Source organism: Prevotella sp. AM23-5 (assembly GCF_003473645.1).
In the GTDB taxonomy this organism is placed as follows: Bacteria; Bacteroidota; Bacteroidia; order Bacteroidales; family Bacteroidaceae; genus Prevotella; species Prevotella copri_A.
This window is the reverse complement of the sequence record NZ_QUCG01000079.1, coordinates 1,177-14,410: the sequence shown is the minus strand read 5'-3', so window position 1 is coordinate 14,410 and position 13,234 is coordinate 1,177. Positions and strand designations below refer to the sequence as shown.

At 46.8% G+C, this 13,234-nt stretch carries 8 protein-coding genes; all 8 read right to left on the bottom strand.

Annotation, left to right across the window (positions count from 1 at the left end; all coding sequences use genetic code 11):
* Window positions 1-108: 108 nt before the first annotated feature.
* Window positions 109-789, bottom strand: a complete 681-nt coding sequence (locus tag DW657_RS14665; RefSeq protein WP_118313196.1) for a hypothetical protein — start codon at window positions 787-789, stop codon at window positions 109-111.
* A gap of 199 nt (window positions 790-988) precedes the next feature.
* On the bottom strand, window positions 989-5,836 hold the full coding sequence (locus DW657_RS14660) for a hypothetical protein (protein ID WP_147381967.1): 4,848 nt from the start codon (window positions 5,834-5,836) through the stop codon (window positions 989-991).
* A gap of 51 nt (window positions 5,837-5,887) precedes the next feature.
* Window positions 5,888-7,354 carry a hypothetical protein gene (locus DW657_RS14655; RefSeq protein ID WP_118313194.1) on the bottom strand — a complete coding sequence of 489 codons (1,467 nt, stop codon included), beginning with the start codon at window positions 7,352-7,354 and terminating at the stop codon, window positions 5,888-5,890.
* Window positions 7,355-7,387: 33 nt separating this feature from the next.
* On the bottom strand, window positions 7,388-8,632 hold the full coding sequence (locus tag DW657_RS14650; RefSeq protein WP_118313193.1) for a hypothetical protein: 1,245 nt from the start codon (window positions 8,630-8,632) through the stop codon (window positions 7,388-7,390).
* A 260-nt stretch (window positions 8,633-8,892) separates the two neighbouring features.
* On the bottom strand, window positions 8,893-10,263 hold the full coding sequence (locus DW657_RS14645) for a hypothetical protein (protein WP_118313192.1): 1,371 nt from the start codon (window positions 10,261-10,263) through the stop codon (window positions 8,893-8,895).
* A 36-nt stretch (window positions 10,264-10,299) separates the two neighbouring features.
* The gene (locus DW657_RS14640; RefSeq protein ID WP_147381966.1) at window positions 10,300-11,211 is read right to left on the bottom strand and encodes a hypothetical protein; all 912 of its coding nucleotides are present in this window, start codon (window positions 11,209-11,211) and stop codon (window positions 10,300-10,302) included.
* A 10-nt stretch (window positions 11,212-11,221) separates the two neighbouring features.
* Window positions 11,222-12,589, bottom strand: coding sequence for a DUF4139 domain-containing protein (locus DW657_RS14635; RefSeq protein WP_147381965.1), 1,368 nt, complete (start codon window positions 12,587-12,589; stop codon window positions 11,222-11,224).
* 45 nt (window positions 12,590-12,634) lie between these two features.
* The gene (locus tag DW657_RS14630; RefSeq protein ID WP_117692661.1) at window positions 12,635-13,168 is read right to left on the bottom strand and encodes a DUF3575 domain-containing protein; all 534 of its coding nucleotides are present in this window, start codon (window positions 13,166-13,168) and stop codon (window positions 12,635-12,637) included.
* Between the last annotated feature and the right edge of the window lie 66 nt (window positions 13,169-13,234).

Below are 13,234 nucleotides of genomic sequence, written 5' to 3'. Positions count from 1 at the left end.
CTGATTGCGAGGCAAAGGTACGGCGAAATCTGATACTGACCAAGCAAATAGCCCTGCGGTTATTTCGAGGGTTATAAAGTTATAACGAGGGTTATTTCTGAGCCGTTTTCAAGCAATTTTTTCGTCGATTCCCAACAGATTTCTGAAGCAAACCACCACATGGGTCATCGCAATATAAGGTTCTTTCTTCACGTTTCCCATCGGAGCATATCCCCATTTATCGAATGGTTTCATATAACAATCCGAGTTGCTGATCTGCTTCAGATCACCCTGCGTCAGCTTTACTCTGAAAGCTCCCGGGTGAATCGTATCTATCCAGTTACAGAAACCCTTGTAGTCATTCTCTCCTATTAAATGCAAATCTACGGCTACTCTGAACACGGCAATCCAGTGGCGCTGAATCTTGAATATGTACTTGCCTGATTCATCTACAGACTCCATCAGCTGGTCGATGGCATAAGCAAACTCCTGCTCAGATATATGCTTGGGGTTCAATTCGCCTTTCTTGGCTTTCATATACTTTCCAAACTCATCTATGTCCTGAGCATGTGCCACCACACGTTCTATCTGCTCTTCTAAATCAAGATGATGCTTGCGACTGCATTCCATCAGTAAATGTTTGCAGAACATCGCCTCTTTGTATTCATGGGTATCATTCATTACATCAACGATCAGGTTAACCATACCCATGGCTTCTTTTTGATAGCCCGGCTGGTTGACAAAGTTCTTGGCTCCCTCATCATCAGGAGCCCACTGGTTGCTTTTTGGTTTTTGTTCTTCTTCTTTCATATTATTATGGTTTTTAAGTATATGCAAAAGCCCCGCCTAGCGAGAGCGTTTTACTCTGCTAGGCGGGGCTTGCGTTCCTTATTGTTATGTTGTTGCTCTTTCGGGAAAGACTATTATAAAAGCCCTGCCGGCTTTCACAAGCTGGCAGGGATAATTATAAGTAAAAGATGTAATTAGCTGTACCACTGTACAGCCTTACTTAGAAAATCATCTTATAGTCCTTACTGCTACCATCTGTCAATTCTATGTGTATGATTTGAATGCCTGTGGCTATGCTCGCCTTTAAACACCTTGAACCATTTCCCTGTACCCTGCTGATGATTCTGCCATTCAGGTCTATGACCTTGACACTCTTGAGCAGACCGCAGGCAGATTGCACGAGGACAGAAGAACCTTCCTGAACAATACTGATGCGCTGATCAGTATCGACAGATGTCACATCTGTACTTCCATAACGGCTTCTGATAACAAATCTGCCTAACGAGGTCTCGGCATCCGCAATAATGAGAGGAGAATCGAGTGAATAATCGGCACCCGAAAGCATATCATGGAGAACATATCCGCTCATATCAACACCCTGAATAGGTTTTACCTCGATACGGATGCTATCCTTTTGCGACAGATAGATTCCTAAAGATGTAGCGCCAGTCATCGGAAGGATATCGTAAGCCTGACTCTGCTGAATACCAAATACCTTCAAAGGTGACTTCACTTCACTATCCAGAAGAGTTGGAACCAACACAGAGTTCTTGAAAGAAGAACCGGCAGAAACATCATAAGCAGTTTCTGAATTCTCCATCACCAGCATAGCTGCTGATTTGCTTCGCGTCTTCAGGCTTTCCACACACACTTTCAGTCCCTTGGCTTCAGCAGGTTTACTTTCCTCAGTAGCCTTCTTGCTTCCACCAATCATTTCTGGGGTGAGCAGCAGGATGATTTGCGTACTCGGCTCATCATTTGTGGTAACATAGAATGCCTGCATTGGGGCGATGGTGGTGGCATTGCCCGTAGAAGCGACCTTGCTTACAGTTTGCTCTTCCATACCTTCTAATTCATTCTCTACTTCCACCTTCACACTGCTCACGTTCTCATTCACCTCCAGGAACTTCTCGATATTCAGGCGGCTCATGAATGGGTTGCCCAGCAAGAAGGTCTGCGTAGGAATATCCGATTTCAGCGTAATCTGATACTCGCTCTGCCCTACGAACACCGTGCGGTTCTCCGTCACTTCCTTGCCTTCCGACAGATACTTATAATCCATCGTCAAGTCGCCCGGAGAATCCTGTTCGTAGATGAAGCGGTTTATCTTATTTGCATCTTTCGTCACTGTTTCACTAGCCACTTTCTCCTGATCGTAATCCACGAAGTAACTATATTCTTTATGCGCCTTAGGCAGGCGGATACTGAACTTATTGGTAGCCGGCAGATTGCCGTTGTCTATCCACATAGAGAAGCCTTCACCCATGCCGTAAGGCTTAGCCACGGCATTGAAGTTGTGCGACCAGGTGGCCTCGCTCACGGCAAGCGTTTCATCCTTCAAGCCTGCATTCCCCTTGCTATCGAGAGAATAGATCTTACCCGGATACGCAGCCGCCCAGAGGCGCTGGTAGATGCTTGGGTTGAAGCGCTGTTCCTTCCAGTTTTCTTCGTTCAGATCCTCGAAGTAGTTCGCCTTCGTGGTGTCGGCTGGCATGAACATATCGCCCGTGTACATCTGCTTGAGCGGTGCACTCAGCAGATAGTAATGGTTCGGCTTCTGCTCCAGTTCTACCCATGCCTTGCGATAGTTGAGCGATGGCACGTTATCCACCGCCGAACGGGGTTCGAAGAAGATGTCCTTGCAGCAGTAGTCGGCTGGCTTCACTGGCGTTCCCAGCATTGGGAAGTTATCGGCATCCGACGAGATGATGGCGTTGGTGCAGCAGTAAGGCGAACCGTCGCTCCAGTTGTCCCACTTGTTCCATTCATTGGTAGATGCACTCGGAAGCCATCGGGTCTGTAATGGATGAACCTGATATACTACTGAAGAGAGTGGCGTCCAGCTGCCGTCGAAGAAGGTGAGCTGATATTCGCCCGGCTTCTTGGTGGTGTAGGTATATTGGATATTGTTCTTGGTGTCTGATGTAGAATGCAGAGACACGATGCCATTATCTCCCGCATTCTTATCACCGAAGTAAAGATGATAATCTACTCCGGTCAATCCGGTAGCAGTTACGACAATCTTATCTCCTACGCATACATTGTTGACAACGATATCGTCTACACCATCTACGCACGACTTGTCGTCCTTACAGTCAGGAATACCATCATTATCAATATCACCACGTGTCACGAGTCCGTAGAATTTCTGCACATCCAATGCGCCTACAATATTGGCTAAAGTTAATCGCACCTCGTCATACGCTTTCTTTGGCTGAAAGAAGAGGATATTCTTATCGCCATAACCCGCTACATTAGCGGAAATCACCTTCCAGTCGGTAAATTTATCTCCCGTAGAATTACCGTCTTTGAAGGTTTCTACCGTTAGCCAGTTTCCTACTTTTACGGCTGCCAGGAAAGTCTTGTTGTCAATGACAATTCCCAACTGATGATGATAGTCGAGTGTTTTACCCATCTTTACGGCGAATGTTTGACCAACTCCCAGACTTACCGTATTGGCAACCGCCATATAGGTATTCAAGTCATCATCCACCAGATAACCTAAGTTATCATCTACAGTAGCCACACTCACCGCTCCGCCAAATTTGGTTTCATTAGCATTGATGGTAGTATGTGAATGATTATGCGACATCACCATACTGCTACATGCAAGTGGCGAAGAACAGTCGTCGGAAGCCTCTTCGATAAAGGCATAGTAGATACGGAGTTTAGAACCGCCCAGATTGAGTACACCCGAATTCCAGAGTTGGAACTCATCCATCTGAATCGGGTTGCCTTTGCTGTCGTAGGCTGGAACTTCGATAGAATATCTTATCTTTTGCAGCTTGTCTGAACCTGCGATATCTGCACTAATCGCATTGTTCTCATCTATCAGATGGCGATATACTTCCTTGCCTTGGTTATAGCAGCGTATCTGCAGGAATTGCAGGGCATGCAAATTGATTACTGTAGCATCAGCCTCTACCACAAAACCAATGCGCTTAGGTTGAGCTCTCTTGACGGCATCCGCCTCTGATTCACCTTCGTGTCGGTCGGTAGCATCGTATATCAGTTGACCATCCTTACGGTGAATTCCGATGATGCAGAGGTTATCGGCAAGACTCAAGCCACCTCTATATTCGGCATATTGATCATATTCACCCTTGATAATATTGTCTCTATCCCTGAGTTCAGAGATAGAAAGCAGCGAGCCGGATGTTTCGTGAATCTTAGGCGATACCTCGTAGAAATCTTCACCCAGTTTGTTGACAAGTGGTTTGCCGCAAGTTGTATTTCCATCATTAAAACCACCTACGGTAATGGTGGTTTCATCATAACATCCGTCCTGAGCCGTGGCCCTGAAGGTATATTTACCAGGTTCCAGATTGGTAACTTGACCATCAGAGGTAACCTTTACTGGTGTGGTGGCAAGAATATCGTTATTTTTCAAATCCCATGCATTCACCAGACTCCATGTTACGCTTACTTTCGGATTAGAACGGAGAGTAAACGAAGTCTGCGATTGGCAGACATTGCTGCTGATGGTAGGATTGATAGGGCACCGGTGGGATACATCTGGAGCCATTCTTACGAATCCATAGTGGATGCCAATGGCGCCTGCATCAACTCCGAGAACCGTAAGGAATCTGATTTCGCATCCTGAAAACGGCACCTTTGCCTTGATGCTCACCGTTCCGTCGCCAATCTGCACCAGCGAGAGGTGGAGCACCTGGGCAGAAATCGTTTCTTCCTGCACCTTGTTTCCCTTGTGGTCGAAGAGCAGCACGTTGACCCATGTTCCTGCATTGAGGCTCAGCAGGGCATCCATCTTGTATTTGAAGCCAGCCTCCATGCCAGCCTCGAATGCTTCGCCTTGCGGGTTCTTGTTGTTCTGCATCATAAACTTGGCTCCGCCTTGGTAACCTATGTCAAGAAGAGGGACGATAGTGGCGAAATTGTCCAGATCATCATCTGTCATCTTCTTTATATCTTTGTCCAGGAAAGGCAGGGGGATGCCGAGGATAATAGGGCGCCAGCCTTTCATCTCTTTGAGCGCTACCTGCTTGTCGTCTTTGAAATATTCGTTGTATTTTTTGATGCCTCCATCGGTGATGGTAAACTCCGTAGATTCGCCTACGAAGGCATATTTGATTTTCAGAATATTCGCCACTTCTGCCTGAATGCCGCCCGAGCAGTCGAGAGTGATTTCATCGAAGAGCCAGTCGCTTTCTGCCGTCAGCATGGCGCAGATGTTGTCGGAACCCGGTATCTGGAGCAGCTTCAGCGTTACTCCCGAACCATTCTGTCCTTCCCTTACCGCCTTCACACCCTTCAGTTTGCCGTCGCGATAGAATCCGATGGAGAATGCCTTGACTACATCGAGGCTCAGCACGCTGCTACCCGAGCCAGCCACGATGGTAAAGCCTGCCACCGTTCCCTTGGAATAGTAATTATCCATATCTTTTACACTTACTATCGGGTCTACGGTTACCCCTGCCCGTACCACGGAGTTCACCTGTGCATAGTTGTCGAGTGAATCGTCGGTAAGGGCGCCCATATCCTTTGCCCAGCTGCCTACGCCTACCACGCCAATCAATTTGTTAATGGTGCACGATTCGCCTGTAAGGGCACGGCGGTTGCGCAGCTCACGGAATGTCATGTTGCCATATTTGGGGTCATTGTTGAACTCCACAAAATGGTCCTGCTGCTTGTCGGCTGGCAGAGCATCCCAGTTGTTGGTCCAGATGGGTTTCTTGCAGTTCATAAACGAGTCTCTAACGGCAGCACTCTCGAAATAGGGACTGGTGTTATCATCCTGAGGTTGTGCCGCCTGGATAGAGGCGGGCACAACCATCAGGAATGCCAACAAAAATGATATGAAAGTTTTATATATAAAATGCAGTTTCATTGTCTGTTTGATTTTAAAACATAGCATAACGTCTTGATAATTCTCTTGATCTTATTCGAGCAAATGTCTGGAGTCTGTAAGTGTCTTTTGCTCATCGTATGTGAAGACATATTTATGGTTTCGTCTCAGATAGAAGAGGTTGCTTACTCCATCTACCACGATAACGCCCGTGGCTGCTTCAGAAGACATCATATCCTTTGCCTTTATCTGATAATTGTGGGCGAAAGGTAAGGCTTTGAGGCCTATTCTCACGGCAAGATGGGTCTTGCCTGGCAGCACAAATGCCTTGAGCACCACTTCCTTGCCTTCACCCGGAAAGGGGGCATAGGCAATGGCGGTATAGGAGCCTCCCTTTTTTGAATAGTTATTGATAGGTTCCCCACCCTGCTTAAAACCGTCGTAGCTGGTAAGAGGCATCTGGGTAAGCACGGTGTCGGCAAGTAGGCAATACCATTGCGTCTGCGCTGTAATGCTGTAATGGGCGGCATGAGTGATATGAACCTCCACTTCTGCCATGCCTCTATAGAGTGTTCCTACAAGCGGCGTAGGGGTGTTGTTTCCCAGATTTTCCTTCTGGTAATCAGCAGAAGAGATGATTGGATTTTGGGTGTCATCCCCCTGCTGGTAGAGGGTGCCATAGAAGAGCTGCGGCACCGTGATGAGCCGGCGGCTCAAGCAATCTACATTATTTAGTGTGAGAACTATTTTTTTTAGATAGTCAAGCCAGTTGTTGGGGGTGTCGGTTTTGCCATCATCATTGACCAGGTAACTCGCAAACGTGGCCTTGAACTCCTGAAATGTAGTACCTTTTTTTAAATTGAGCATTTCCGTGGTAACCACTTTGTTTTCCTCATACTGCGGATAGGGCGATTTCTCCTGGCTATCGTAAGCGAGGGCAATGATGCGATATTCGTAGCCCCTGCTGATGCCGAAGGTGCCCTTTACCACATAGTGCTTGTGGGGCTTTCCCGAAAGATAATCATCTTCCTTGCCGTTTTCTAACGTAGGTTTTCCGTTAATCACCCTGTCGTTGGTAGGGTCGTACTCGAAGCCCTGGATATCGTTGACTGCGGCATCATAGGTTGCAGAATTTTCTCCATTGTTCTGAACTCTTCGGCGAAAAGCTATCAGCCTTACGGCATTGACGTTTTCGGTCTCGGCATATCCGTAGTCCTCTCCTGTTGTGCCCGACGAGGAAGAGGATCCTGCACCAGGAGGGGCTACACGGGTGTTTCTGCCATCTTGCTTGGCATTGCCATCGCTGCCGCTTAATCCGCCCAGAGTGATGGTGATGGGAACAGTCGTAATCTCATCTTCGTTTTCCGAAGGCTGATTCATGCCTGCATCTCCATTGCTGCCATCTGGATAGGGTGGCAGATCGGCATCGCTGCTGCATCCCGCGGCTAGTGCGAGGAGGAAGCAAAAACCTACCGCCATGCCTATCCTGATGGTGTTCATCCTGATGGCGTTCATCTTGATGGAGCTTATCTTATAGATGCTAAATCTTAATTTCTGCATATTCTATTTCCGTTTTTATGCTGTTTGTAACGTTTATTCTGTTTCAAATTCATGTTTTTTTTCGAAGGCTGGTTCTATCTCAACCTTCACGTCTGTCATCACCGGCTCGTAATACTCCTTCAGGTCGTATGGCTGGTTCACGGTCTTGCTCTTGGCTCCCAGGCAATACAGGTGGTTTGCCTCGATAGGGAATTTGAACTTGTCGCCAGTGGTTGTAGACTTCCTGATGTTGTCGTACCTGTGGTGCGTGCCATCCGTGTAATGCAGATAGAAGGTGGTCTCGTTCTCGGCCGAGTTCTTGCTTTTCTGCATTTTTCCCTCTGGTGTAGGCATCATGAAGTTGCTTATCATGTAGCTGTTTGCCTTCCATCCTTTTTGGGAGTCTTCAGCTCGCTTGAATATGTTCTCTGTAGCATCTACGGTCCATCCGTTTGAGGGGGTGAGGTCGATGGTGCCCAACGTCTGATAAGTCAACGGTTCAGCATCTGCTGGTGCCTGCTTCTGCCTTATCAGCGTTTCGGTGCTGATGCCGGTGGCTACAACGGATAGAGAGGTGGGCGTGAAGGTAACGGTGCTCACGTCTCCTGCTGCATTCGACTCCACCTGTGCCGGGATGTTTTCTACGTAAATCATCAGACCAGCCACGTTACGGCTGGCGGTCAGCGTGCGGTGGAAGTATTTCGTCTCTTCCGTTACGAGAACGGGGGCTTCCTCGTGTGTCTTCTCGTCTTGCAGGATGCCACTAAACAGCTCTGTGGTATTGAGGATACCGAGTTTGGCGCTGTTTTTTGCCTCCTCGGTGAGGGCGATTCTTGCGTCCTCCAGTTTCGTTTCGTTTGGAGTGAAGTTTGGTTCTGTAAGTACTGTCGTTGTTGCGTATTTGTCATCTCTGCCTATGGCTAGAAACTGGTAGTAGTAGCCGTTCTGCAGATAGGGTTCGATAGTGTATAGATGCTGCTCGGGCATGTTCTGGTGCTCGGCAGAATAGTAGGGTTCTCTATTGTTGAATGCGTCAACGGAATAGTAACCTTTCTTGGCTGCTTCCGTTTCAATAGGGGTGCAATAGGTATATGCTTCTTCTGGGGTGCCCTTCTTGTCTTCGGGGCATCTGAAGACGTAGATTCTCATATCATTCACCTGCTGTGCTCCATCCCACGTATCAAGTTCTCGTGAGCCGGTAACAACACCTGCGCTTACACCCACTCTCATGTCCAACTTCACGGCATGCGAGCCGTCGGCGAGGGTATCAGGCACATCATTACTTGCGCTGCAGCTCATTAGGAGACTGGCAGCGAGGATTATATTTAAACTGTTTTTTATAGATTTTCTCATCATATTCGCCTATTCGATTTCAATGTTTGCCTATTCGATTTCAATGTTCGCCTATTCGATTTGAATGGGAATTACGTATAAAATGAATGATAAATTAAATATTGTGATGTTGGGATAGTAAGGGATGCGAGTGCCTATAGCTGGCTCTTCGCATCCCTTGGATATATTTTTCTTAATACTACCTATATTATGAGCACGTAGTAAGATTAATCACCCAACTCCATCTGGTGGATAGCCTCCCAGTTGTCGTTCACCTTCAAGATGAGGTTCTGAGATTTGCTCAAGTCTTCTGGCTTGTCAGGATCTGGTTTATCAGGATCTGGATCTGGTTTTGGATCTGGATTTGGATTACTTGGGTCTGGATCTGTCTTACCTCCATTAGAAGGCTTAACACCCAAGTTGTACATATGGTTACGAACCACGTTGAAGATAGAAGCGCTTTCGTCTGCAACATTTCCATTTGTGGCATCACGATTTACATCTGCAGATGGGATAGAAACGGTCCAAGTCTTGATGATATCGCCAGCAGCATCCAAGAGCTGAAGCTCCATGGTGCTCTTCTCATGTGTCAAAGCAAATGGAATGACGAAGTTGCTTCCGAAAACTGAACCCTTAACAAGGGTAGTATTCTTAAAAATGTCAGCATGGGTCCAACCATCTTCTTCTGTCAATAAGCCGTCGTGATTCGTATCACCATTTTTGAACCATTCATTCAAATCGATAGAGTAGAGCACATAACCATTGCTGCCATCTTTGAACTTTGCATCTGTAGCAAGTGGTGCACCTGTTGATGTAGAACCATTAACACAATACTTGATAGTGCTGCCAGTTGCTCCAGCAGCTGTGAATGAGCTGTTGAAGTTGTTGAAAGTCAACTTATCATTCTTATCTCTTACTACGAGACGAAGGGTTGCGGCTGCTTTGCCATTCACACTTGCAGGAATGTTCTGGAAATAACCGAAGCTACCAGCTACCTGACGATGCAAGGTTACTGCTACGCCATTCTCCTCACCAGAAGTAAGGTTGGTGATTTTTTTGTCGGCGCCGATTTTAAGCGCTGCATCACCTGCAAATACCTCCTCTGCTACTTTTCCTGCCTTCAAGGTTGCAGTAATGTCACTGTAAGTTTTACCAGTAAGGCCTTCACCTGTTACATCCAAAGCATAGGTGTAGTCACTGTTATCGCTGTAACCTACAGCCATAACCTTGTAGTTACCTGCATCCAGTCTATCATTACCCTTCAAGGAAATCGTAAACTGGCGACCATGGCCATTTGTGCTGTAAGTAGTACTTGATTTCCAGTCCAACTTCTTGTCAAATACAATAGTCTTCTCGCCACCTTCAGTTTCGTTCTTGTAAATCATTACGCGAACATTCTGGATAGTCTGCAAAGCCTCTGAAGAATACAATGGGCGGCCTGCACGTGTTGTCAAGCCATCACCACTACTTGCTACCTGCAATACAATCTGCTGTACTGCCTCATTCTGACCCACTGTGCTAACCACAGCGTCGTCACTGCTACATGCGCTGAACAACAAGCTGCTTGCTGCAAGCGCAAAAAACATACCTTTTTTCATAAATTATAAATTTAAAAATTAAGTATAAATTAATTATCAATCCAATATCATGCCGTGAATTTCCTCCCAGTTGTCGTTCACCTTCATATAGATGGTGAAGCGATTGCGGTCGGAATCGTACACATATTTCAGCACCGTAATCTTATTGCGCTCCATGCTTACCTTCACGTCATCAGGCGTCAACACAGATGAACTGCTGCCTCCGCCTTCGCCACTATTCTTATAGAAATTGACATCCACCACCGACTCATCCTTCTGGAAAGAAGGAGCCAGGAAAATAGAGGTCTTGGTCTTGGCGCCAGCTTCAATTTCCGATTCATGAAAGACGCTGGTCTCTTCAGAATATAGGAAACTTGGATTTACTATTCCATAGAGCTGGCTTACTTCAGCATCCATCAGGTGATACCCGGCAGGAAGATTCTCTGTCCATATAACCAGTTTGCCCTTGGTGCGCTCCATCTCGCTGGTATAACAATAATGGTTTTCATCATAGACGAGGGTATCGCAAACCTGATAAACATCATCGCCCTGACTGTGCTCCGGATGTAGCAACAGTTCGTTTTTATCCAGATTGAGTTCGCCTCGCGTCTTCATACCTCCCCATACCGTAAAGACGTATTTTCCGAAAGGCATATCGGGGTCGAAGCTTACAGGATAAGTTAATCCATCACCCTCTACTCCGAAACCTTTTTCTTCTACGATAACCTGCTGAGTGCCATCGTCGTTGAGTCGGCTCAGACGATAGGAAAGAGACGGAACAAATGATCTAAACGACTGATTCTCATCCCGTTTCTCGTCAGGAACAGTCTGATCAACATTGAAATAATTCTTGTCTTTCACCTCGATGTTGATACGCAGAGGAGGACATTGGTCCAGATTTTCACGAACGCACGAGGTGAATGACATAGCCAGTGCCATACCATATATGATAACTTTTAATCTTGTCATACGCTGTAATTTATTCTGTGAGTGCCTTCTGGCTGATCAGAGTCTCTTCTACCTTCTGGCGGTTCAATATCTCTTCAGCCACATTCACCTTGCCTTCTTTCTCGAGTAGGATGGCAAGATTGTTGGCAGCAATCTTCGACATAGGGTAATATTTCAAAGTCGTCTCATATACCTGCTTCTGCTTTTCTGCGCTCTCTGCAATCTGTGCCACATGCAGGAACTCATCTTCGCTGAAGGCATCTGGGCGGAGCTCGTACATCTGCAGCATTTCTTCATCGGTGGTGAAGTTCTTGATGATGTATGTGTAGGTGTATTCCACGCTACGGCTCTTCTGCAGATACTTCTTCTTGATGCTGTTCCAGATAGGCAGGCGGCGGATATAGCGTTCCTGCACATCATCGTTGAAGTTGGCATATCGGGTCAGGATGTTCTTCACCAACGTGCTGTCGGCATCGCCGGCGGCCACCATCGCATCCAATACTGGCTGCCATCCTTCAGGGCGTGAACCGATACGGGCAATCTTCTTCACCTTGTCGCCATTCTCTATGTGCGCAAGCAGCCACTTCAGGGCTGAGTTGGCACGGTTGCGAGAAAGTGGGGTGTTAAACTTCAGCGGGCCGTCGGCTGACGCCAGACCATAGATGCCCAAAGAAGTGAGGGTAGCGAGGCTGTCGCTGAGCACTGGAGCTATATCGCTCAACATGTGGTCGAGCTCAGCCTGGTTGTTGCTCATCTTGAGATTGATATCATATTTATTGATAGCAAACTCAAGTCGTGCCACGCCTTTTCTTTCTCTTATCTTCGGCTTGATCTCGAAAGTATGCTTCATCCAGTTGAGATGCAGTTGCTTCTTGATTTCCGGACGGAACACATCGGCTATCTTGGTATGGCTGATGGCACGGCATTCGCCGCATCCGTCGGCAGAAGCCACTGCCACGAGGCTTCCCTTATGGAAGTTTGCAGGCAGGGTGATGGTGTCGTTATATAACACGGATAAATCTACTTTTGTGTTGGTAACTCTCTGTGCAATAGAATCGTATGGATCAGCAATGCTGTCGAGCACCCATTTACGTTCCATCTTCCTGCTGTAGATTGGCGCATCCAGCACTATAGGCTTGTATTTAGCCACGATGCTGTCGCTGTCTGTCAATACGGGTATTACGAAGAGACGGCTTCTCTTCGAGAAATAATGCTTCGGGATATGAACCTGAAGATTGAGTGCAGCCTGATTGCTGCTATCTGGCAGGAGCATAAAGGAGTCGGGAGTACATGTAATCTTTTTATCACTTACAATGTTCTGTTTGCTGCATGAAGACATAGTCGTCAGAAGAGCCAAGCCTACACCAGCTATAGCCAGATATACTATTTTGAGTTTCATTCTATCATCCATAATATTCTTTGTGATTAAATGATGCACTTTTTTTTAAAAGATATAGACTAATGATAGTGCAGCCTTGGTAGGACCGATATAGTTCTCGTTCTTCTTTTCCTGGCACTTGATGCAGGGCAAGTTAGGGCTTTGCTTGTACCAGAGGTGGGCGTATCCCACACCGATGGCTGCCTCCAGATTCCAGTGAGGGGATAGAATCCAGTCGTAACCGTATGTTACGCCTCCGCCAGCCAAGTAGCCATCGTAGAGCTTGCTGCCAAAACCTCCGTAGAATTGAGCACCATGCAGGTGGATACCTACGAAATGACCTTCGTACTTCTCGCACAGCCAGTATTTCATTTCTGGCTGCACCAAGAGAAGGTGCATCTTCTTGTCTTCCCTGAATGTCCAGGGGTTGTATGCAACATCTGCTTCCAGGGTTACCTGGTTGCTGATTGCCTTCTCCACGCCCATATTGAGTGTGGTTGTCGCCCAGTAGAGTCCGTTCGTCTTCAGGGCGAAATCTTGTGTGTAACCTACTGTTTTATTTCCCAAAATAACAAACAGCAAAACTGCTATCTTTTTCATTTGTCACTTACTATATTAACTATTTATCCGGTTACCCGGAATCTTACCGTTGTATTGTTGTTTATG